This window comes from Pseudonocardia yunnanensis, from assembly GCF_039534065.1.
Taxonomy (GTDB): Bacteria; Actinomycetota; Actinomycetes; order Mycobacteriales; family Pseudonocardiaceae; genus Pseudonocardia; species Pseudonocardia yunnanensis.
On record NZ_BAAAUS010000017.1, the window covers coordinates 195,177 to 215,859 of the forward strand.

Genomic DNA, 20,683 nt, shown 5'->3' on the forward strand with positions numbered 1-20,683 from the left:
TCCAGCTAAGAGGCCGGCGGCAGCCCGCCGGAGTCTCAAGTTAGTCAGTTCGTCACTCGGACTGCGCCCCGTCGATCGTCGATGATTGATCAGAGGTATCTAGCGAAAGCAGCCCGCTGGAATCACGATTCCAGCGAGTGCTGTTTGCGTCCATAAACGACATTGACACGCTTATTCTGCCGTCGCCGAGCATCTTTCGCCATTTCATGATCTGTCGTGCATCTAGCACAGCACGAAACTTCGTAGTAGCGCGCATAATCTTGACAGGAGCAGAGTCCGGTCCTCGCACGGCGTACTCGACGGCAAAGGTCTCCGAGGCAACATGCAAGATCACCCTGAGTCGATAAATCGGTAAGGGGCTTCCGTTGATGAAATAGACCTGCAGCAGGCCTTCCCCGTCAGGTTGAATCCATGCTGCGATCAAAGCAGCCTGCGATCGTTTCTCGCGCTCGTTCCTTTCTCGTTGCTGTTCTTCGAGGTTAACAAGTTGTCGACTCTGTTGGCCGTTGGCACGGAGGGCTGCTCGCGCGGCTACACCTGCGAACAGGAGTGCTACAACAGCACCACCGCCGGCCAGCCAATCTGGAACAGTTCCCCAATCTATACCTGACACGCATGGATGCTATATCTGGATGGATCTCACCACACGCGTCATTTGAGCGACAGCCCGAGCGTGGTCAATCGAGCTCGAAAGCTAGGTCTCGTACGCCCGTCCGGGTCGGGAGGCAGGCGTATACACGGACTACGGCTACGCCAGCCGCCGCCCGACGGACCCTCGGACATCCCGACCGACCTCGCACGATGCCCCCAAGCAACGACGCTGTCATGAGTTCGTACCGACGGGCTCGTCGCTCTCGTTTCATCCTCTGAGCCGGTCGGCGACCTTCTTGCGCGCGTCTTGCTCACCGCCGTCAAGACACCTGGCGTAGACGCGGAGCAGAACGCTCACTGTGTGCCCGGCCCACTCCGCTACCCGGGTTGGGTCGCCCGTCGCGTTGAGCCACGTCGAGACCGCGGCGTGGCGAAGGTCGTACGGACGCTTGGCGAGTGGTGACGCAAGGACGTCCGGCGTGAACGTGGCGGTCCTCGCTGTTGCCCATGCCCGACCGTAGACAGTGCTCGAGAGCGGCCCGTCGCTGCGCATGGCTCGGAAGAGCCGGCCATCGGCGGCCGTGCCGTTGGCCCGAAGGTGCTCGCGCAGCAACGTGCTCAACTCTGGCGCGCACGGCACGGTCCGGCCTACACCGGTATGGCGGTGTTTCAGGCTGCGTTCCTCTGTCCGCGAGTCACTGTCGGTCCACTCGGCGCCGACTTCCGGTGCAGCACGTTCGAGGTGAAGTTCGCCCCACCCATCCCCCGGCAAACTCAGGTTCTCGCGCCTGAGGTTTACGGCTTCCTCCGGCCGCAATGCCGCGTAGTACATGACCCCGAAAAACGCGGTCAGGCGCGGATTGATTTCTCTCATGGCCAGCAGCAGCGTCCTCGCCTGCACCGGGTTAGCGACGGACCTGCGGTCTACCTCGCGCAGCGTGGTCTTGTGTTTCCGAGTCTTAATCTCGGTGATGGGGTTGGTGTCCAGCAACGATAGTTCAACCGCATAGTCGAGCGCATTCCTCAGCGTCGTCCGGCGTAGCCGGATGGTGTCGGGGGCACATAGCCCTCCGTCGTGCTTCTGGTCGAGGGCGCTGAGCAGACTCCGGAGCTCGGCGGGTTCCGCCAACCGCGCGACCGATGGTGCGGCACCCTCTATCCAGCGGAGCGCGGACCGAACATCCGTATTCGGCGCCTTCTTCCGTTCATTCGTGTTGAAGGCGTGGCGCAGTGCCGAGCCAATGAGCTTCCGATCGGGCTCACCGGGTCGCCCAGCGAGCAGAGCTCGTGTTATGGCGATCAGGTTGTCGGCAGTGCTCTTGCGGCTCTTCGGCGCGCTGTCCTGCCACTTGGAATCTACGTACGCACAGGCGAACTCGAACCACGTCATGCGTTTGGTCGTCCGCAGCTTTGCCCGTGGGATGCCCGTGAGCGTGTCGAAGAGTTCCCCGTTGCGTGCCGCGGCCAGTAGTTCGGAGCGGAAGCTGTCGGCCTGGGCACGAATTTTGTAGGATCGCTGGAACCGCTCGCCACTGACCATCCAGCGAACGACGTAGCGGAGCGGCTTCTTCTTGCTCCCCTCTGTCTTGTATCGGGTCTGGATTGCCCACACGCGGACGTCGTATGCGGAGTCCATCAAGCTGCTTCCTCTTCCAGGCTGTCGAGCCAGCGCTCGAAGTCGGTTCGGCGGATGCGGATTTCGCCGTTGGGGAGTTTGATGCAGCGGGGTGCGCGGCCTTTGGCGCGCCATTCGTAAAAGGTGGAGCGGGAGATGTCGAGTTCGGCGCAGAACTCGCGGACGGTGAGACGGGCGGCGGGTGGCCGGCTCATTGCTGTCTCCCTGGATACGGGTGGTGGGGCGGTGGCGGGATCGAGGTGCGTCACGGGAGGCGGTCGTGACTGCCTGTTGTCGCGCGGGTGGTGGTCGGAGTGACCGTCGTGGCGGCCGGCGGGCCGGAAATATGCGGGGGCGATGGGGGCGGTTTCAAACCCGCAAACCTCGCTGCAACAGGGGTGGCCTGCGGGTTTGGTGGGCGGGTTTGGTGCCGGTCGGGGGTGGTCAAACCCGCAAACCCGCGGGTTTGCGGGTTTAGAGGGGTGGACCGTCGAGCAAACCCGCAAGATCCATATCCATGTTTCTCCTGGTCAGAGCGTTGTTCGCGGGTTTGCGGGTTTGCGAGGTTTGATTTGGGGGGTCGAGCTACCGGGGCTCTGGGTTGTGGATGTCGACCCAGTAGCGGCGGACGTTGGCGTGGCTGTCAATAACGCTGCGTAGAACCGCGTCGCCGCGCCAGCGGTCCATCTGGCCGGTGAGCAGCTTGCCGAGGGACCGCACGGTGGGCAGGCGCCCGCTGGAGCTGAGCGGGAAGGTTCCGGCCCACGGATCGGTACCGCCGAACCCCCCGGCTGTTTCAGCGCTTTGCCGCAGTTCGTGCGCAGTCATCCGGCGGTCTCCGTAGAGAGTCCGCATGCGCAGCAGGAACGCGCGCCATTCCGCGGCATCGTCGTCCAGGCCGCGGGCACTCTCGGCGTTGGCGAGGAATCCGGGGATCTGGTGGTGGTCGAGGAACCCGCCCAGGTGCTGGGCCCAGCGGGTGAACTGCCGCATCTCCGGCACCCGGCTGGAGGTGGGGGCGCCAGCCGCGGTCCAGTCCAGGATCAGGGTCAGGACGTGGCGCAGCACGGTGGCCTGGTTGGCCGGGTGCAGGATCCAGGAGTCCAGGTTGGGGATGGTGAACCCGGTCCGGGCCTCCGGGCGCGGGCAGTCCGGGTCCAGGCGCACCCAGACTGCGCGGGAGGCCATGTCCCCGCCGGTGCGCAGGTTGTTCCCGGTGGCCAGCCACAGCCGATCGTTCGCGTACGTGGAGGCGGTGTTGGTGCCCAGTTTGCGGTCGGTCCAGGTGCGTTCGGTGACCAGCCGGGCGAGCACGGCGGAATCGATGACGGCGCCTTCGATGAGGTTGTCGAACACGACCACTCCGACCGCATCGGCGAGCACGGTGGTGATGGATTTGCGGAGCTCGTCGTCGGAGTCGGTCCAGGTGAGCACGCGTTGCCCGACCAGCAGTCCGACGCAGCCGGCGAGGATGGTTTTGCCGGAGCCGGGCATGGTCGCATCAATGACTCCGAACGGGGACAGGCTGCGGGTGTAGGGGCGGATGATCGGCGAGACGAGCATGGCCAGGTAGTTGGCCCGGTCCGCCGCCGACCGCCAGGGGAAGTCGCGCAGGAACCGCTCGAGCAGGAACTCCCGCGACGCGGCCACCTGTGCCGCGCTGGGCCGGTCAGGGACCGGCTCCATTGGCCGGGAGGAGGCCAGGAAGAATCCGGTGGCTTCGTCGTAGCCGGGGGTCTGCAGCAGGGTGCCGTCCTGGCGCAGGACCGGGGTAGAGATGATCCGCCGCAGCACCGGCAGCCCGGTCCAGGACTGGCGTGCAAGGACTGCGGCGAGGACGTGGGCGGGTGGGGAGATCTCTTCGTCGACCTGTTCGCCGCGTTCGTTGACCCGTAGCCGGATCACGTCGGCGTGCTCGGCCAGCAAGGCGGCCAGCAGCGGCGGCCGCAGCGGGCTCGCGGTCAGCGGGAGCGGGACGTCCTCGTCCCCGGCGGTGGGGCCGGCGGCTCCGGACACGACTTCGATCACGACCGGGGTGCCGTCGGTGACGTAGGTGTGCGGGATGACCCGGGAGTTGACCGCGTCGGTGAGCACCCGGATCGTCTCCGGTGCCGCGCCGACCCGGACCCTCGGTCGTCCGTCGGGCCCGACCGGGCGCAGAGACGGCCGCGACGGGCCGGCCACGGCCTCGGTCACGTCGCCACCCCCCGCCGACACACCTGCCGGAGAGGGCCCCTGATCGCGGCCTGAGTGGCGTTCTGCGGGCCGATCACGGTGGTGGTGGGGTGATGGTCGGGGGTTGTCGGGTGGGGTGGGGGTGTCATGCGGCGTCCTCGACCCTTCTCGGCCGCCGGGCGCCAGCGCGGAGCCCGGAGGTGATCGTTTGCTCGGCTTGCCGGGGGCTGTAGGCGCGCAGCGCGAGGTGTCGGCCGGCGGCGGATATCAGTGCGGCGCGGGCGTCGGCCTCGGGCAGGGTGCCGCCGGCCACGAGTTGGCCCAGCGCTACCGAGGCGACGTAGAGGCAGGCGTTGCGTTGCCCGGCCGCGGCGTTGTGCACGCGGGCTGTTTCAGCGGTGATCGCGGCGGCGAGGTAGCGGGCGCGGCGGCCGTGTCCGGTGTGGACCGGTCCGGCCGGTATCGGTGGTGGCGGTGCCGGGCGCAGGCGCTGCAACAGCCAGCCGGGCAGCGGCACCGGCTCCCGGGCATCCACGAGCCGGTAGACCCCGTCCGGGGTGCGAGACCCGGCCGCGACGACCTGCCCCCCGTGGGCCCGAGTGTCGATCTTCCACCCGAGGCCGTTGCCGCGTGCCCCGCTGGTGTTGCGCAGCGCCGGTGCCGCGGGTCCGTCGGGAGCGAGGAAGTAGAGGTGTCGCCCGCCTGACGGGGTGTCCACGGTGCGGGTGGCCGGCATCGGTTGCCCGGCCCGCTCGGCGAGTACGGCCAGCACGTCCGCGCCGCTGGTAATGCCGAGTTGCATCCACTTCGCGGGTGGGACGTCCTCGGGATCGTCCGGGTCGATTGTGTCCAGGTCGATCACGACCAGCCCGGCCGGGCCACAGGCGATCCCGACGTTGAACGGCCCGGTCGACCAGGCGCGCCGGATCCGCTGCGGGTCGCAGGTGGCGCGCTGCTCCCACCCCTGGTGCCCGCCCGCGCAGACCCCGGTGCTGGCGCAGTGGTCGATTCCGTGCAGTGCCGGTCGCTTGCCTCCGGGCACCAGCGGGATCACTGGCCACCCCCGTGCGGCGGTCGCGAGCGCGACGTCGAGCAGGTCGCTCGCTGCGGTCATGACTGCACACCCCCGGCTGGCGCAGCGCCGTCGAGTTCGCCGACGCTGTTGGTGGTGAGTTCCCCGGTGGTGATGTTGGCGATGATCATGTCCGCGGCGGCGCGTGAGGCGGGGTCGTCATCGACGCCCCACCGCGCGCGCAACTGCCGGAGTTGCTCGAGCACGGGGGTGTCGGGTTCGGTGAGGATTTGCCCGACGCGGGCCGGGCTGAGGTCGATCACCGTCGCGATGGCCCGTACCGATAGCCCGTCGCGGTTGGCGCAGCGGATTGTGCTGTCGCGCTCGAGGCGGGCGGCTTCGTGTCGGAACGCGGACAACGCCAGCCGGCGTGAGGTGTCTAGTTTTCTGGACGCCCCGCGCCCCGTTGGGCCGGCGGGTCGGGTGGCGTGTCCGGCCAGCGAGGCCAGCACGCGCTCGCGCCACCCGAAGGCGAATCGGGCGCAGTTGGCGCAGTTGGCGTGCCCGGTGCAGCCGGGCAGGCGGGGGGCCCTGCGGGCGGCGTAGGACCAGGCCATCGAGTCCGCGCTGTGCAGCAGGCTGCCGTAGTCACGCAGCCCCGAGGTTTTGATCCCGAAACCGTGCAGCCGGATCCCGGGGACAGCCCGGCAGATCGCGGCGATGATGCTCGCGGCCTCCCGGGTGCCTTGTCGGCGGCACACCGACCCCACCCCCACCACCGGCTCAGCGGCCAGGTCCACCCCGGCGCTGCGGTACATGTCCAGGCACGCCAGGTACTCGTCCTCGAACAAGCCCTGCACCACCAGGATGATCGGCAGGTCCGGCGCGATCGAACGGAATTCGAGGCCGTTGTGCACGGTGCGTTTCTGGTGCTCGAGGCGGCTGAGCCCGGTCTTGTTCGTGACGAACGGCTCGCACATCCAGTCCTGCGGTGCCGCCCACACCAAACCGCCGATCTCCTCGGCGTAGCGGCGGACCCGGGCGGCGTACTGGCGCGGTGTCGGCCCGTGATCCCAACTGCCGTGGGTCGACAACTCGGTGAACCCGCCGGAGTCCAGCGCCCAGGTGCCCTTGGCTGTGGGCAGGGTCTTGTAGCCGCGCAGGGTGCGGTCGGACACGAACAGCGGCACCGACGTCAAGGACAGCCAGTTCGGGCGATGCGTACCCAGGAAGAACCTCACGCCGCCCCCGCTTCCCGACCGTCGGTGGTGGGGTAGCGGCAGTCGATGCACTCACCGAGGGAGGTCGGGATGCAGTAGCCGACATCGCGGCGACACGTCGGGCACCAGCGCCGCGCCGCCAGCGCCCGCCCGACCGCGACCAGTTGCGCCGGGGTCGGGACCCGTTTCGGAGCGAGATGGGCCGGGTCATAGAGCAACCCGCGCCGCCGCCCACCCCAGCAGACCACCTGCGCGACCGGCTGCGCCCCGCCGGGCGCCAGCCCCGCCGCCCGCATCTGCCGCCGGGTCAGCAGCCCGGCCGGGGCGCCACGCCACCGCCAGGTGGGCAACCCGTCCTGCATCCACGCGGTGGGCTGCCACCCCCACTGCTCGGTCATCACCCCGAGCCGGCGGCGCCGGACAGGGCCCGCGGCGGGGTGGGTCTGGTGTCGGGTGCTCATCGTCCGTCCCTCACTAGTTACGGTGTGTAGCGACACGTGGGCATGCAGGGTCGAGGGAGGGAGGCACGCGAGGTACCTCGATCCCTGGGTTTGAGGGGGTTTCAGCAGGTCAGCGGGGAGTGGCTCCCCCGCCTCCCCGGGAAGGGGAGGCGCAGGTCAGGCAGGGGAGGCAGCAGGAGGGAGGCGGGAGGGGAGAACTCCCCCAGGAGCGGGCGCCTCCCCCCGGCCAACCACTACCGGTCGTTGGCGTCCTCGATCGCCTTGTCGTCACCGTCCGTGTCCGGCTCGGCGTCGAGGAGGCGGTCAGCGAGGCGCTCATGGACGTCGGCGGCCCGCACACACATCACGCCTTGGACCTTGACCGTACGGATGTCCTCGCCGGCCAGGACGGCGGTGAGCTTGCTGGCGTCCCAGGTGCCGTAGGTGTTGCGGTTGTGCTCGCCGAGGCGGGAGAGCAGCTCCACGGTGCGCATCCGCTTCTCCCCAGCCAGCACGTCGGCGATGTCGGCGAGGTGATCGACCCGCTCCACGACCGGGGCGGGGCGGTCGGCGCCGGGCAGGCCCTTCCCCCGCCGGGCGATCGCATCGAGGGCTCGTGTGATCAGCGGGGTGACGTCGTCGTTGCCCTCATCCACGGACAGGAAGTACCACTGCAGGATCTCGCTGCGGGCCCCGGTGAAGCCCTTGACCACGGCGGTGCCGCGGTCGGTGCCGGGGATGAGCTCGGTGGCCCGGTGCCCGGCCCGGTAGGCGCCCTGCCCCAGCAGCCCGTCGTTGGCGACGTGGTCGCCCACGGCGAAGGCGATGCCGTTGGAGCAGTTGCGGGTCACATCGCGGGGCATCGAGTCCTTCGTCGGCGCCTGCGTCGACACGATCAGATGGATCCCGCGCTTGCGCCCGAGCTTCACGATGTCGACCAGCAGCTGGGCGATCTCCTTGCCATGGGTGGGGTGCTGGATCGCGACGTGGGCTTCCTCGATCAGGGCGAACTTGGGGTGCAGCCCGATCCCGCGGTTGGCCAGCTCCCGGGTAACCGCGGCGGTCTCGTGATCCACGAGGATCTGCCCGCGGTGCTGCACATCGGCGTGCAGCTCGCGCAGGTGGGCCAGGATCTCGGCGATCTTCTCGTCCTCGGCGCCCATGACGTAGCGGGAGCAGCGGGGCTTGAAGACTTCGAAGTCGAAGTTGGTGTCCGGCACGAAGATCTGCAGCTCAGCCGTCGGATCCAACGCTGCACCCACCATGAGCACCCGCGCCGACGCGCTCTTGCCCTGACCGGGCTGGCCACCGGTGATGGTGTTGCGCTCCATCAACGGCGCGGTGATCGGCTCACCCCGCAAGCTCTTGCCCGCGGGCACGCCCTTGAACACGTCGGTCAGCCCGGCCTCGAGCAGCGGGTAGCGGCCCGCGCCCTCGGCGAGGGCGCCCTTGTCGGCCACCCACAGGTCCAGGATCCCGGCCTCGCTGCCGGTGGTCGGCCACACCTCCTTCGCCTGGCGGTGCAGCCCCGTGGCCAGGTCCAGGCGGCGTTTGGCGATCTTCTCCGCCGGGACACCGATCGGCAGCCGGATCACCGCGTGCGTGCCACGGCCGTCGACCCGGGCGGGGGTGAGGAACTGCAGCGGCGTGCCGGCCTTGAGGTAGTCGGTGATCTGCGGGATCCGCAACGCCGCCAACGCCGCGGCGATCGTGGTCTCATCGATCGTCACGTCGACATCCGCATCCGACGAGGTGGCCGCCCACGCCGGCGCCTTGCCCCGCCGCTTCCCCTCCCGATACGCGGCCACCACGATCAGAGCGGGTAACGCGGCCAGCAGCGGGGTCCACAGGAACGCGATCGCGGCGGCGATAAACCCGATCAGCGCCAGCACCCCGGCCAGTACCCCGAGGAACGACCCGACACCGGAGAGCTGCGCGACGATGGCCAGCACCAGCACCAGCCCGACCAGCCCGATCAGCGCCCCACCCACGGCCTTGACGATGCCGAACGCGAGCTTGGGGGCGTCCATCAGCCGCTTGTGCCGCATCAGCCCGGCCCGCTCCTTACGGTCCAGCCACTCCGCGAGTGCCTGCCGGTCCCCGGCCGCCTCCGCGGCACGGATCGCGCGGCGGTAGGTGCCCATTGTCGAGCCGTCCCATGCCCGCTTGCCCCAGCTCTCGAAGCCCTGCGCCACGGTCAGGCCGGTGGCCAGGGTGCGGCGGGTGTGCGGGTGAGCGGCAGCGGTGGTGATCACCGCGACGCTGTTGCGGCGCACGGTGGTGGTGGCGTCGATGATCCGCCGCTGCCGCGGGGCGGGCAGTACCTCACCCTCGATCACCGCCGGCCGCCGCCCGTCGCCGTTGCCGTCGTGGTCGTTGTCGCGGATGGCGATGGTCATCGGTCGGTCTCCTCGTCGTGCTGGTGGGCGAGGTGGGCCAGAGCGGCGCCGGCGCCGAGGACGAGCACCGGCAGGCAGGACACGAACGTCACGACCGGCCACGGCGCCGTCGTAGCGCCGGTGGTGACCAACAGGTGGTAGGTGGCCTGGCCGAACACGCCGAGGGCGAGCCCGGCGATGGCCGACCAGCACGCGAACCGGCGCGCCCGCGTCGTGATCTGCGCGGTCGGCGGGGCGAGCCACACCCACAGGGCGTAGGCGGCGTAGGCCTCCACACCCAACGGCAGCGTGATCGCAGAGTCGATGACGAAGCTGTCGGCGATGCCCGGCAGGAGCTGCACCTTGCCGAACCCGGTCATCCGCCCGAGGCCGACCCAGCCACCCCAGATCGAGACGAACGCGCCCAGGGCGATGATCGAGATCGGCCACCGGGGGACGCGCACCCGCTTCGGCGCCACCGGCGCGACCGGTTCGGGGGTGCTCGGCGCCGCGGGGGCGTCGGCGCGCGTCTCTGGCGCGATCTCAGCGCCGTCCGTGTGGCCCGGTGCCGGGTCAGCTTCCAGGTCAGGGACCGCGTGCAGGGTCCGCTCCGCAGGGGCGCCCTGCTCGTTCTCGGCGCCGATGGGGAGGGTGCTGTCCGGTGCGTCTACGACCGGGGTGACCTGCGGTGCCGGGGCGGTGGCCTCGGCGAGGGCCGTCTTGGCCCGATCGCGGCCGACCGCGCAGACCTGCATCACCTGCCGCTGCGACGGAACCCGCCCCAGATCGGCGATCATCTGCCGCACGCGGGCGACCAGGACGTCGTGGGCTAGGGGGTAGGCGGAGGTCATCGCGCACCCCCAGCGATGCGACGGAACAGGCGACGGACGGCGCGGCGCGGTTGCGCCGCCCCGGACTCCACTCGGCGGCGGATCGCGCGCACCTCGTCACAGGTGAACGGGACGCGGTCGCCGATCCCGCCGTGGGCGTAGTCGGAGCCGTCCTTGCCACACGGACACGTGATGCGCACCGGGGAGGCCGGGATGGCCGGCGGGAACTCCAACGGGCTGGGGAGGATCTCGCCATCGATGACGATCGGGTTGTGTAGTTCGATGTCCAAAGCCGTTCTCCTTGCCTGAAAGGGGTTCGGTTAGGCCCGGCCGCGGGAGTCCAGTCCCGCTGCCGAGCCGTCTCGCTGATCAGCGGCCGAGCTGCTCGTCGGCCCAGGCGTTGACGTCCTCGAGGTTGTTGCCGTCCTGATCGATCGGCCCGCGGTAGCCGCTGTCTCGCAGGTCGTGGAACTTGCTGTCCTTCTCGGTCTCCGGGCTCTTGTCCCAGTTGCGCGACGTCATTGGCGGTTCCTGTCTGTTGGGGCTCGCTGGTCGAGCGCCTCACGGCCTGGCCGGGCGCCGGTGTGGTGACCGGCCAGGCGAGTAGCGCTCGATCACGCCGCTTCCGGCCCCAGCGGGGTTACGCCAACACGACCGCCACGTGGCGCTAGACGCACCACCTCAGCCACCGCCCGACACTCGTCCACCTCCGCCAGCGACACCGCCCGCGGTATACGCCGCGCAGCCAGCACCCACTCCTCCTGAATCACCTGCTCCCAGTACGCGCGCACCGCACGCCGGCCCTCCTCGTCCAGCGAGCGGACGCACTCCGCTAGCTCCGCGCCGTTGACCTCGGTATCCATCGACTCTCCTTTCAATGCGCTCAAAGTAGCGCTTATTCTAGCGCTAGCCAAGCTGCTCAAACCGACTTTCCGCACGCCGCCGCCCCGTGGGGGACGATATGAGCGCTAGGATTTGCGCAGGTGGAAGACCTTGCGAGGAGGCTTAGTGGCCAGGGACTGGCAGGCCGTGGCAGACGCGATCAACACTCGTTTGGCCGAGCGCGGCATGACTCAGAGGGCATTGGCCGAAGCGTCCGGCGTGAGCGTGGCGACGCTCCGAAAGCTCCAGAAGGCTGAGCCGGCCGACCGCGGCAAGCCGGTCCTGATGGCACTGTCAGTCGCGCTTGGCTGGGCGCCGAACTACCTCCAGACGCTGTCGGACGGCGCGCAGGCACCCAGTGACTCGGCGACTGCCCTGAGGGACGAGGTTGCCGCCCTTCGTGCAGACCTCAGCGAAGTTCAGCAGCGCCTCGCGAAGGTCGAGGCCGCCCAGCGCGAATCCTGACGTTCTCATCGCGAGAGAGCTGCGCCGAACGCGCTCAGCGCGTCGAGCGCCGCATCGACCGACCGGCCGACCTGGCTGACAACCGCAGCCGCGCCGACAGGGTCCCGGACCACCAGGACGAGCAGCACGAGGCACACCAAGGTGGCGAGCACGCGCCGGCCCGCACCGCCCCCGTTCGTCACCGGCATCATCGTGGTCTTGCGAGCCATCACGACCTCCCAGCTACTGCGTCTCGATCGTTTGCGTTGTGCCATTGACGATCTCGGCTGAAGTCGGGAAATCTCAGGTCGGATGGACGGCAACACCGGGCATGTACCCGGCAAACCAGTCGCAGAGCGCCGGGAGGGCGGTGTGACCTCACCCCAGACAGAGCCTGGTGAGCCGTGGGGGATCCAACTGCGGCGCTGGCGCGACGAGACCATGCGGTGGTCGCAGCAGGAGTTGGTAGACAACGTCGTCAGGCAAGCTTTCGAGACCAACGAGGACCGCGGAACCCGACTCGACACGCGCCTCGTCGGCAGGTGGGAGAGCGGCACGGTCAGCCGACCTCAGGCTGTGTACCGCCGACTGCTCAGTCAACTCGGCGCGCCGCTACCGCCGGCACCCGCAAGACAGGGCACTCGCACAGCCCCCCGAATGCCCCCTGATTGCCCTGCCCCTCCGCCAGCCGGCGTCGTAGTTTCGCCCTCGTTCGAGGTTGAGACGACGGCAACGGGAGACGGTGACCCTTCAGTGCACCGACGAGAGTTCCTGCGAGCAGGCTCCGCGATGGCGATTGGCGGCCTTCTCGCGTCTGCCCTCGGATCGGACGCCGGGGCCCGCTCTTCCGGCGATGTCGCCGAGGAACTCCGCCGCCGCCTGATCCGGCTCCGCAAGCTCGATGAACATCTCGGCGGAGCCGACACCTACGACCTCTACGCCGCCGAAGCGCGCGTCTCGGAACATCTACTACGCTCCGGCGTGAGCCGAGAGTCGGTTCGCCGCGAGCTACTCGCAATCCATGCCGAGCAGTCCCAGCAGGCCGGGTGGGCCGCATTCGATGCGGGCTGGCACAACCTCGCCGAAGAGCACTACCGCGAGGGCCACGGCGCCGCCGTCGAGGCCGGTGATACAGGCCTGGCCGGCAACGCACTAGCCTTTCACGCCTATCAACTGATCGCGCTCGGCCAACCGGCTCGCGAGGTATCGGAGAAGTCAATTCATGCCGCCCTGCAGAACGGCGTGGACCCCGGAGTGCGCGCACTCCTCCACTCGCGAGCAGCTTGGACGTTTGCGCTCGACGGCGACGCGGACGCCACGGCACGTAACCTCGGTCTCGCCGAGGAAGCCTTGACCGAACGCGCTGGCGAGACTCCCGACTACGCGGCCTGGATCGACGATACCGAACTCGCGATCATGACCGGCCGATGCTGGAGTGAACTCCGCCGGCCCCTGCGTGCCGTCCCCGTCCTCGAATCAGCCCTTGCGCGCTACAGCGACCTACACGCCCGCGACAAGGCGCTGTACTCGTCGTGGCTTGCCGAGTCTTACATTGATGCCGGAGAGATCGAACAGGCCGCAGATGTGGTGCGGTCAAGCTTCGAAATCATGGGGAACGTCGCGTCCGTCCGACCTCGGCAGCGCCTCGCCGTAGTAGCAAGTCGCCTCTCAGAGTACCGAGAGCTAACCGTCGTTCGCGACGTGCTGAGTAGTAACGCGCTCAACCCACTCGACGTACGACGCTGACGCACGCACGAGGGGAACGGCGGTCACCTCTGGATTGCTCCACACGTGATTCGCCATCAGGTGCGCCTCCAGATCTCGGTATCGGGCCTCGGTCGTCTTGAACGACACCTTCCACTCCTCGCCCTGCCCAAACTGGCCGTCGTGCCAGAAGAACGAAACCACCGGTCCCGAGACCTGCCCTCCCGCCGCCAGCGATGCTCTGATCGCCGACTCGGCGAGTTCCAACGCAGCCTCGCGGGTGGGAGTAGCGGTCGCCACCTCGAAGATGTCGGTCATGCGTCCAAGACTACGAGGCGCGCCCGATCACTCCGTCAGGACGGCACCTCCGGCGCCGCGCAGCGTCTGCGCAATCAGACCGCACCGCTCGCGGGGCGTGCCGCCGCCCAAACAGCCGATCCCTGCGCGGCACAACTAGAGTGCCCGCAGGTGTCGCAGCCGCCCGCAGCGCGCACGTGATCCACTGCATCCATCAGAGAAGAAGGCTCAGGCAGAATCTTGCGATAATCGACGGACGGCAAGAAACGGTCCTTCGATTCGTCCATGCTGTGAACTAGCGCGTTTCTGGTCTTGTAAATCCTTCTACTTAGTCGAGCGAAAACATCCTCCCAGTCTGAGCTATCGACAGCTACAGCGTGTCGGGTCACGAGGCGAACTGTTTCCTTTCGCTGGTAGACTACCGCGGTGGTGGAGTACAGGCGTACAACCGAGGAAGCATGGCGGGAAATCCGCGCCAAGCGCCATCAGCCTCCAGCCAACGCGCACAGGAAGCCGCGAAGGCTCCTCTTCGCCGCCGCCATGAAACAGTCTGAGCAGTTCTTCCGACTGTCTGACCTTGCTGGGTATGAGACGAAGCCGATACTCCTGTACTACGGCCTGAACCAGGCGGCACGCGGGCTGATAGCAGCCGCAGCCCGTCCGAACGAGCCGTGGGAACTCAACGCGCATGGCCTGACATGTCCCAACCTCAACGAGGCACGCACCATCGGCGACGTCACAGTGGTCGACCAGGGGTCAGGAAAGAGTTTCCAGATGCTGGCGAAGTACACCTGGTGCCCCACATTACCTGTGAAGGTGCAGCTTCGTGAGCTTTGGGCATCGCTACCCGAGGGCGCGACGGTGCCGCTACAAGGCAGCCACGACATCTGCATGGCCCTGCGCCTCTTTGCGTCAACGCAGCACCTCGGCTCCAACGGCACCACGCTGGCGTATCCCAAGGCTGCTGCAAGCCTATTCGGCCTCCCGCGCCACCGGTCGGTGGACGAACTGCGGCAGGTGCTGCGTGAACGCTATCCGAGCATGCGGCGCTTCAGCCCGCTCGTGGCCGAGGACGGTAGGGTTCATACCCTCATAAACGCCTGGTCAGATCGGGGGACTATTAGTCTAGTTGCCGAGTCGGACGTTCAGACCGGCTACATCGATAACGTGATGATCACTAGCTGCGGACCTGAGATCTATTCAGACCGCAATGCATTGTCGAAGTCGACGTGGGTCATCCCGACGCTGGCTGGCAACGATGAACCACTCAAACCTATCGTTACGTGGTGGGCAGTACTGTTCACCCTGTCCATGTTGGCGAGGTATCAGCCGAGCAGCTGGACCAAGATGTTAGACATCGACTCTTCGCCGGACGCTCCGGCGGTGGAATATCTGCTCGACGAGGCGCACCGGGTATGTGTGAACCTGATACTCGACGCGTTCGCAATCGTAGAGCGGGCCGCTTTCTTTGAGGACGAGCAGAGCGAATAGACGAACGCCTGCTAGCGTGATCGTGGGCTCCGGGTCGACACCGTCCGAACCCGCGTAGAGCCGGCCCGGATCGCGTGGATAGGCACCGCGGGGCGACTCCCAACTGGAGCAGAGTAGTGCAATAGGTGCGGCCTGAGGACTGGCCAAACTGAGACCTGAACCGGATGGATCCAACCCTATCTAGTTTGTCGCCGCGATCGTTGAACCCGAGAACCTGATTCCACCCCAGCGATCAAGACGCCGAAGAGATCTCCGGCGCGGGTTGGCCAAAGTCCTATCCTCTTTCGAGGCCATTCTCGTACGATTCAATTTCGCCATGCAGTAGACGCAACGCGAAGTCAAGCTTCGGACCGCGTGTACGCTCCTTGAGGCGACGCATACTTATCGCAATTTCCATGCTTGATGCAAATCCCCACTCCTCAAGCCGGTTATCGAGGGTTCCGGAATCGACACTGCGAACGTAGTCTCGCCGCTCCTCGCTCCAAATCGTCCTTATCGAGTCAGGTTCCGTAAGTGCAGCTCTCTCGAACATTAGGGCGATATCGCCGACCCAGACACCGATCAATTTCTTGTCGACCGAGTTATTCGAGGCTACAAGCAAGGCCGTTTGCGACTCATCCCACTCTATCGGCGTGATGTAGACCAGCATATCGCTATGAATCAACTGGTTGATCAAACGGTGTACGGCGATCGTCCCGTGAGCCGCGTTTGCCAAATCGAAAATGTGGTAGACGTCGAATAGATCTACCGGTCGTATTAGGCTGATAGATCTCTTTACGTCGTCGATCCTGGGGATGGTTGCGCAAGGAATAGAGAGATCGGCGAACGAGTCGGGCAGTTTAGAGTTCTCAATCAAGCGTCGTACACTAAAGCTCCCGACCATCAAGTTCCTCTCCATCAACGAGATGGAAGATTCTGGCCACCGCCTCTGAGTCGCTTTGGCTCGTAGCCTAGCGGCTGACCGGTAGAGCTCGCGACGCCAGTAGATTGACTCGACTATCAAGGGCATCTCCAGGACGGGTTGTGGGGCTGAAGCCGCGAGCTTAGAATAGCCCCGGTTCGGGCGCAGCCAAGTCAACCAGGACCTGAGCTATCTTTCGCATCGAATCCCATTCACTATCAAGTGGTCGGCCGCCCCTCTCGGCCAATCGCAACTTTTCCTCGATACGTTCCTGAACGGAGGCCTTGTTGACCAGTTCACCCTGATAGTCCGACATTGCCTCTATGTAACTCTTCCAGCGAACTGGAGCTAGGTTTCCGTCCTTTTCACGCAAACACTCTTTGCCAAAGTAAAACTCCACGGAGCAGGCACGACCTGTGACGTCTTCCTGCGACGCCCCCGATGGACCGAGGGTGGGATACGAATGGCCATAGTCCACATCGGGCAAGCGGCAGACGGCAAAATTTTCAGGCAGAATAGTTCTGCCTAGCTGCTTCTCCGCCTGCCGACCAGCCGTATCGTTGTCAAGGATTCCGATTACTCTATTCATAACACCAGCCGCCGCGAAACTGCGAAGATTCTTGACGACCTGATCGGTGCCTCCAGCCGCCTTCGTGCTCTCCAGATCCCAGAATCTGAAGTATCCGGCGATGTCTGGACGGACTAGTTGAATTCCTCTAGGTAGAACCTGCGAGTCGAACTTACCTTCGGTGATGACAATGATGGGTCCGGTGCTCACAGTCGTAATGCTCAGCTCCCGGCCGGCCTGGGCAGACAAGTCCTCTGTACTGCTGCAATAACCGGCAGCAAGGAGATCTGACAGATCCATCGTCAGCAGCTTTTGAGCATCCTGGCCCTTAAGGAGGGCGCTGAGGAGGAATCGAGGATCATCTTTTTCGTCTTCGAAGTAGAGCTCCAGTTCTTCAAGGCAGGCAGCGTCCAATGGACTGAGGTCATCAGAAAACCCGTAGGACGTGCAGCCGTTGATGAAGGCATCGAGCCCCGTCTCGACAACCTGTTCACACGACATCCGATGAGACGTAGCATCGCGACCCCTAGCGGCTCCAACGTAGAGGACATCTTCGGCTAGTAGGTCTTCTCGAAGTCGCGACCTGCGAATCTCGGCCATTGCTTGCCGGCTGGCTTCCGGAGTGAAACCCATCAGTTTTAGGCGACTAAGAGCCGTTCCAACTTTCGTTCGGTAGCCGAAGAGTTCGGAGGCCTGCATCTCATCACGATTCTCGCTCGTCACTTCCAAGGCTTCAGGCGTCACCTGGTCACCAGCGAGTGAATTCAATTCATCGAGAGCCCTAGCCCAGTCCTCCCGCATGTATTTGTCTTGCTCTTGGAAGATCGTCATGAGCCTAGACGGAAAGCTATTCTTGCCCCACAGGATCTGCTGCTCGCCTAGCAGCAGCCTCCACCTGTCACCCATCGCAGTCTCCGATTGAAGTCGGGCCAATAAGCGCGCAATTTACGGGTCTCCCGGCGACCGGGGACGATATCCTGGAGCCCGCTCTAAGGGATACCACACGGCGGAGCTCGGAGGCAGAGCAGGTGAGCCTGGCAGGCAGTTATAGAGGCAGGCGCTCCACAGTCCGCTGGTCTGTGGCAATCAAGGAGCACGTCGGCCCGTGGACTGTCAGGACGTCATGGAGCGGGCGTTGGACCCCGCGACCCCTGAGCACAGGCCGTGTGATGGCGATTGAGGCTTCTACAGAACCCGACCGAATGAGCTAAGTCGGCCCTGGTTACCTTCTATGGCGTGATCGCAGCAGACACGCCGACTGCCGCCGACTGGCTCGCCGCCTGGGGGCAAATCGGCGGCGCAGCCAGCACCGTAGTTGCGGTGGATAATCGCTATCTGGCTCGCACGGCGCGACGGTCGGTGGCGTAAGACAGACCAGGACGATCGTGACGCTGCGCAGGCCAGGCTAATCACCATCGAGCCTGAGTACCCCGTCAGCGCGCCTGCGCGAGACCCGGAGGTCATCGTGCGCGTGCAGAACGCCAGTACTCGGCCAGTCTTCGGTGTCGAGATCGTCAGTGTCGAGGTCTGTGGCTTGTACAAGGACCCCGACCAAATCAACCTTGGTGACGACGACCTGGGCCTCTCGGCTCGTGTCCTCGCCCCCGAGACAGACTTCAGGCGAAGCGTCGGACCGGTTAACCCCAGCACCCTGCTCACCCGTGCACCGGCACCAGACAGCTTCACCATCGAGTTCGCCGACGCGAACGGCCTGCGGTGGAGGCGGCGAGACAATCAAGCGCCAGTCCGGCGTTTGACGGGCTCAACGATTTGAGGACGACTAGCAGCGATCGCAGGAGCCTCGCACCTCGGCGAGTGGGGCGCCTTCGTATCTGTCAGCGGGCTTTCTGCGTGAGGGACTATTCAGGTCACAGCGGTCCAGCGCTGCTGAAGGTAGAAGCGGATATCGTCAGCTGCTGCAAGCCGCGTGAACGCGCCGGACCCGGCGCGGTAAACGCAGTCGACCCCGTAACGGTGTAGCAACTCGATACTGCTGCTGGCGGGCTGCGATGGGAACAGGGCAGTAAGGCGATCAGCAGGTTTCGGGCTGTGCGGCGCGTAGTCCAGCAGTTGGCTCAGCGTCTGGCGCACGAACTGTCGGTCGGCGCCCCGCTTAGCCTCGACGATCTCGACGCCTTCCGGCCCCTCGACATAGAGATCGGCGATACCTCCGTCGGGCGTCTTGAACCGCTTCCCAGCGTCGAGGTTGAGCGACTCGATGTACTCCTTGACGAGCAGCGCCTCGGCCCGGTGGACGAGGACCGTCCCGCCACTCTTGTCGTAGGACGTGTGGACCGCGTTTACCGCCTCGGCAGGGATGACCGTGCCGCCGGCGAGGGCCGCTTCGACCATCTGCTCCTGCTCGTTCGCGAGCTGCCCGGCCACAAAGGTTTCGATCGCCAGGCCGGCGAGGATTTCCTCGCCTTTGCCTTCGTCGAGGAAGCGCAGCCCCATGAACATGTCACCGGGGTTGAAGCTTGGCAGGTCCCAGATCTCCTCGTACGGGATGTGCACGGGCTGGAAGGTCAACAGACTGTAGACGTTGTGGAAGCTTCCGTTGGTGGGGTGTGGATTCCACAGCGCGTTGGCGAACGGGGCATTGCGGAAGCTGTGCCCCACCTCGCCGACACCCCTGACGATCTTCTGCCCGGTGAAGAGGATAACGTCGCCGGGCCGAAGCGTGCTCATCCGCTTGTCATGGTTGGGTGTTGCGCCCCAAAACCGTGCGGCGCCTTCCGGGTGCATCGCCATCAGGGCAGTGAGTTGCTCATTGGTCAACGCCTCTTGCAACTCACCGTCGGCGAAATTGATCTTCGCCTTGAGCGTGCGGTCCCAATGCTTGCGCGCATCCGTACTACCGTATGACGGTTGAATGACCACCTGAGCCACGTCGGCTACCGCTCCCAATCTCCCGTCGGGGGATCATCCCCGAGATGGCGGTCGTGTCCCGGCAGGCTCGTGTACTTGACGGCGTTGCCGCGCGACAGCTCGACCGGGTACCGCGACTCGTTTCGGCCGATCTTCGCATAGGCCTCGGTAAGAAGGTCAATCCGACACACGTCGGCGAACCGGACGAGGTAGATCAGCACGTCCGCGACTTCGTCGGCCAGCCGTTGGCGGAGGCTGTCGTCGAACCGGTGTGGTTGCGCATCTGCCTCCGACAGCCACTGAAGCTCTGCGGCGAGTTCACCGACCTCGCCGGCCAGTGCCATGGCGAGGTTCTTGGGGGAGTGGAACGTCTCCCACTCCCGGTCGGCGGCGAAGGCGCGCAGGCGATCGGCCAAGTCCTCGAAGTCGCGCATTGCGGCACCGTATCTAGCAGTTCGCCGCGAGTGCGGAGCACTCCGCGAGGTGGTGGCCGTCGCGAGGTACCACGAGGTGCCTCCGGGCGAACCGCATGATCATCTGTCGCCCCGGACGGGGCTGACTGTTATTCGGCGAACGTGTGCTGGCTGGCCATCGCCGTCGAGCGGGAGTTGCTGAAGCGAGGGCGACGTGCTCATCGACTGACCCTTCCTGTCGCTCCGCAGCGGTGAGTCGTACGCCGAGTGTGTGTGGTCTCCGACCGACGGGAATCTCCGTTGCTGTTACCAAGAGTTGAGGTACCAGCGCTGGTCGAACGCGCCCCGGTCGGCGCGCTTCTGCTTGGCCACGTCGTCAACTTCCGCCATGGTGACCCCGTTAATTCGAGCGATGGCACGAAGGACCTCCAGCACGTCGGCGAGTTCTTCGGCGACCTGGCTGTTCGACGCGTTGGCTAGCTCGGTGGCTTCTTCGAAGAGCTTGGCGTGCAACTCACGCACGTACTCCTGCGCGTCGAGCCTCCGCAGGTCAGGCTCCCGGCCATCAGCGCGGATGATGTCGGGGATCTTGTCGCGGACGAGCTTGCCCATCTGTGTCCGTACTCCTTGGTCAGACTGGCTGCGCGGAGTTCTACCGTGCCGACCCGACTCCTCGCGCTCGTAGCGATTCGTCGTGCTAATAGGCGTACTCATGCACCTACAAGTTCGACCTCGGAAAGGCGCGCCTGGGCATGCCCGCTTCGGTCGGCTCGAGGTCAGGTAGCTGCCACGACATGTTGGTTATCGCGGCGCTTCGACCACGCCTGACCGACATGACACCGCCGGCTTCGGCT

At 66.0% G+C, this 20,683-nt stretch carries 23 protein-coding genes; 4 read left to right on the forward strand and 19 right to left on the reverse strand.

All coding sequences use genetic code 11. The annotated features are described in order from the left end of the window. Positions 1-52: 52 nt before the first annotated feature. The 12 genes from ABD743_RS17695 to ABD743_RS17750 form a co-directional block, all read right to left on the reverse strand. Positions 53-613, reverse strand: coding sequence for a hypothetical protein (locus ABD743_RS17695; RefSeq protein WP_344723172.1), 561 nt, complete (start codon positions 611-613; stop codon positions 53-55). Between the two features lie 246 nt (positions 614-859). Next, positions 860-2,227 carry a tyrosine-type recombinase/integrase gene (locus ABD743_RS17700; RefSeq protein ID WP_344723173.1) on the reverse strand — a complete coding sequence of 456 codons (1,368 nt, stop codon included), beginning with the start codon at positions 2,225-2,227 and terminating at the stop codon, positions 860-862. Further along, positions 2,227-2,421, reverse strand: coding sequence for a helix-turn-helix transcriptional regulator (locus ABD743_RS17705; protein ID WP_344723174.1), 195 nt, complete (start codon positions 2,419-2,421; stop codon positions 2,227-2,229). Before ABD743_RS17705 ends, ABD743_RS17700 begins: the two co-directional genes overlap by 1 nt. A gap of 370 nt (positions 2,422-2,791) precedes the next feature. Next, positions 2,792-4,402, reverse strand: a complete 1,611-nt coding sequence (locus ABD743_RS17710; protein ID WP_344723175.1) for a hypothetical protein — start codon at positions 4,400-4,402, stop codon at positions 2,792-2,794. A gap of 124 nt (positions 4,403-4,526) precedes the next feature. Next, positions 4,527-5,495 carry a bifunctional DNA primase/polymerase gene (locus ABD743_RS17715; protein WP_344723176.1) on the reverse strand — a complete coding sequence of 323 codons (969 nt, stop codon included), beginning with the start codon at positions 5,493-5,495 and terminating at the stop codon, positions 4,527-4,529. After that, positions 5,492-6,634, reverse strand: a complete 1,143-nt coding sequence (locus ABD743_RS17720; protein WP_344723177.1) for a deazapurine DNA modification protein DpdA family protein — start codon at positions 6,632-6,634, stop codon at positions 5,492-5,494. Before ABD743_RS17720 ends, ABD743_RS17715 begins: the two co-directional genes overlap by 4 nt. Then, positions 6,631-7,074 (reverse strand): RRQRL motif-containing zinc-binding protein, encoded by a 444-nt coding sequence (locus ABD743_RS17725; RefSeq protein ID WP_344723178.1) that lies wholly within the window; start codon positions 7,072-7,074, stop codon positions 6,631-6,633. The genes ABD743_RS17720 and ABD743_RS17725 overlap by 4 nt, the downstream gene beginning before the upstream one ends. A gap of 233 nt (positions 7,075-7,307) precedes the next feature. Then, on the reverse strand, positions 7,308-9,452 hold the full coding sequence (locus tag ABD743_RS17730) for a cell division protein FtsK (RefSeq protein ID WP_344723179.1): 2,145 nt from the start codon (positions 9,450-9,452) through the stop codon (positions 7,308-7,310). Next, positions 9,449-10,282: an ABC transporter permease gene (locus ABD743_RS17735; RefSeq protein ID WP_344723180.1), complete on the reverse strand. Its 834-nt coding sequence runs from the start codon at positions 10,280-10,282 to the stop codon at positions 9,449-9,451. The genes ABD743_RS17730 and ABD743_RS17735 overlap by 4 nt, the downstream gene beginning before the upstream one ends. Then, positions 10,279-10,551, reverse strand: coding sequence for a hypothetical protein (locus ABD743_RS17740; RefSeq protein ID WP_344723181.1), 273 nt, complete (start codon positions 10,549-10,551; stop codon positions 10,279-10,281). Before ABD743_RS17740 ends, ABD743_RS17735 begins: the two co-directional genes overlap by 4 nt. A 79-nt stretch (positions 10,552-10,630) precedes the next feature. Next, positions 10,631-10,783 (reverse strand): hypothetical protein, encoded by a 153-nt coding sequence (locus ABD743_RS17745; RefSeq protein ID WP_344723182.1) that lies wholly within the window; start codon positions 10,781-10,783, stop codon positions 10,631-10,633. A gap of 92 nt (positions 10,784-10,875) precedes the next feature. Then, entirely contained in the window at positions 10,876-11,124 is a 249-nt protein-coding gene (locus ABD743_RS17750; protein WP_344723183.1) for a hypothetical protein, read from the reverse strand. A gap of 145 nt (positions 11,125-11,269) precedes the next feature. Between ABD743_RS17750 and ABD743_RS17755 the strand changes: the two genes are divergently transcribed. After that, positions 11,270-11,608 carry a helix-turn-helix domain-containing protein gene (locus ABD743_RS17755; protein ID WP_344723184.1) on the forward strand — a complete coding sequence of 113 codons (339 nt, stop codon included), beginning with the start codon at positions 11,270-11,272 and terminating at the stop codon, positions 11,606-11,608. Between the two features lie 5 nt (positions 11,609-11,613). Here the strand turns inward: ABD743_RS17755 and ABD743_RS17760 are convergent, their stop codons facing one another. Further along, the gene (locus ABD743_RS17760; protein WP_344723185.1) at positions 11,614-11,817 is read right to left on the reverse strand and encodes a hypothetical protein; all 204 of its coding nucleotides are present in this window, start codon (positions 11,815-11,817) and stop codon (positions 11,614-11,616) included. A 211-nt stretch (positions 11,818-12,028) separates the two neighbouring features. Here ABD743_RS17760 and ABD743_RS17765 point away from each other — a divergent pair, with 211 nt between their 5' ends. Next, a complete protein-coding gene (locus ABD743_RS17765) occupies positions 12,029-13,333 on the forward strand; it encodes an NsdA family TPR-like regulatory protein (RefSeq protein ID WP_486362891.1) in 1,305 nt (434 codons plus the stop codon). Here the strand turns inward: ABD743_RS17765 and cutA are convergent. Then, entirely contained in the window at positions 13,271-13,609 is a 339-nt protein-coding gene (cutA, locus tag ABD743_RS17770) for a divalent-cation tolerance protein CutA (protein ID WP_344723187.1), read from the reverse strand. The genes ABD743_RS17765 and cutA overlap by 63 nt on opposite strands. 405 nt (positions 13,610-14,014) lie before the next feature. On the opposite strand from cutA, the gene ABD743_RS17775 reads away from it, so the two are divergent. After that, the gene (locus tag ABD743_RS17775; RefSeq protein ID WP_344723188.1) at positions 14,015-15,079 is read left to right on the forward strand and encodes a YaaC family protein; all 1,065 of its coding nucleotides are present in this window, start codon (positions 14,015-14,017) and stop codon (positions 15,077-15,079) included. Between the two features lie 274 nt (positions 15,080-15,353). On the opposite strand, the gene ABD743_RS17780 is transcribed toward ABD743_RS17775, so the two are convergent. Together ABD743_RS17780 and ABD743_RS17785 are read right to left on the reverse strand one after the other, a co-directional pair. Beyond that, positions 15,354-15,935, reverse strand: a complete 582-nt coding sequence (locus ABD743_RS17780; protein ID WP_344723189.1) for a hypothetical protein — start codon at positions 15,933-15,935, stop codon at positions 15,354-15,356. A 187-nt stretch (positions 15,936-16,122) separates the two neighbouring features. After that, positions 16,123-17,454, reverse strand: coding sequence for a HEPN/Toprim-associated domain-containing protein (locus tag ABD743_RS17785; protein ID WP_344723190.1), 1,332 nt, complete (start codon positions 17,452-17,454; stop codon positions 16,123-16,125). Between the two features lie 559 nt (positions 17,455-18,013). On the opposite strand from ABD743_RS17785, the gene ABD743_RS17790 reads away from it, so the two are divergent. Continuing rightward, a complete protein-coding gene (locus ABD743_RS17790) occupies positions 18,014-18,322 on the forward strand; it encodes a hypothetical protein (RefSeq protein ID WP_344723191.1) in 309 nt (102 codons plus the stop codon). Between the two features lie 89 nt (positions 18,323-18,411). Here the strand turns inward: ABD743_RS17790 and ABD743_RS17795 are convergent, their stop codons facing one another. The 3 genes from ABD743_RS17795 to ABD743_RS17805 all read right to left on the reverse strand — a co-directional run bounded on the left by ABD743_RS17795 (position 18,412) and on the right by ABD743_RS17805 (position 20,441). Then, complete coding sequence (locus ABD743_RS17795) at positions 18,412-19,437, reverse strand: hypothetical protein (protein ID WP_344723192.1); 1,026 nt, start codon at positions 19,435-19,437, stop codon at positions 18,412-18,414. A gap of 5 nt (positions 19,438-19,442) precedes the next feature. Beyond that, positions 19,443-19,850: a nucleotide pyrophosphohydrolase gene (locus ABD743_RS17800; RefSeq protein WP_344723193.1), complete on the reverse strand. Its 408-nt coding sequence runs from the start codon at positions 19,848-19,850 to the stop codon at positions 19,443-19,445. A 285-nt stretch (positions 19,851-20,135) separates the two neighbouring features. Then, positions 20,136-20,441: a nucleoside triphosphate pyrophosphohydrolase gene (locus tag ABD743_RS17805; protein ID WP_344723194.1), complete on the reverse strand. Its 306-nt coding sequence runs from the start codon at positions 20,439-20,441 to the stop codon at positions 20,136-20,138. Positions 20,442-20,683: the final 242 nt, after the last annotated feature.

Coding starts and splice junctions, on each gene's coding strand:
- ABD743_RS17805 (WP_344723194.1), bottom strand. CDS start 20,441: ATGGGCAAGCTCGTCCGCGACAAGATCCCCGACATCATCCGCGCTGAT.
- ABD743_RS17745 (WP_344723182.1), bottom strand. CDS start 10,783: ATGACGTCGCGCAACTGGGACAAGAGCCCGGAGACCGAGAAGGACAGC.
- ABD743_RS17750 (WP_344723183.1), bottom strand. CDS start 11,124: ATGGATACCGAGGTCAACGGCGCGGAGCTAGCGGAGTGCGTCCGCTCG.
- ABD743_RS17760 (WP_344723185.1), bottom strand. CDS start 11,817: ATGGCTCGCAAGACCACGATGATGCCGGTGACGAACGGGGGCGGTGCG.
- ABD743_RS17725 (WP_344723178.1), bottom strand. CDS start 7,074: ATGAGCACCCGACACCAGACCCACCCCGCCGCGGGCCCTGTCCGGCGC.
- ABD743_RS17735 (WP_344723180.1), bottom strand. CDS start 10,282: ATGACCTCCGCCTACCCCCTAGCCCACGACGTCCTGGTCGCCCGCGTG.
- ABD743_RS17715 (WP_344723176.1), bottom strand. CDS start 5,495: ATGACCGCAGCGAGCGACCTGCTCGACGTCGCGCTCGCGACCGCCGCA.
- ABD743_RS17800 (WP_344723193.1), bottom strand. CDS start 19,850: ATGCGCGACTTCGAGGACTTGGCCGATCGCCTGCGCGCCTTCGCCGCC.
- ABD743_RS17705 (WP_344723174.1), bottom strand. CDS start 2,421: ATGAGCCGGCCACCCGCCGCCCGTCTCACCGTCCGCGAGTTCTGCGCC.
- ABD743_RS17730 (WP_344723179.1), bottom strand. CDS start 9,452: ATGACCATCGCCATCCGCGACAACGACCACGACGGCAACGGCGACGGG.
- ABD743_RS17765 (WP_486362891.1), top strand. CDS start 12,029: ATGCGGTGGTCGCAGCAGGAGTTGGTAGACAACGTCGTCAGGCAAGCT.
- ABD743_RS17700 (WP_344723173.1), bottom strand. CDS start 2,227: ATGGACTCCGCATACGACGTCCGCGTGTGGGCAATCCAGACCCGATAC.
- cutA (WP_344723187.1), bottom strand. CDS start 13,609: ATGACCGACATCTTCGAGGTGGCGACCGCTACTCCCACCCGCGAGGCT.
- ABD743_RS17785 (WP_344723190.1), bottom strand. CDS start 17,454: ATGGGTGACAGGTGGAGGCTGCTGCTAGGCGAGCAGCAGATCCTGTGG.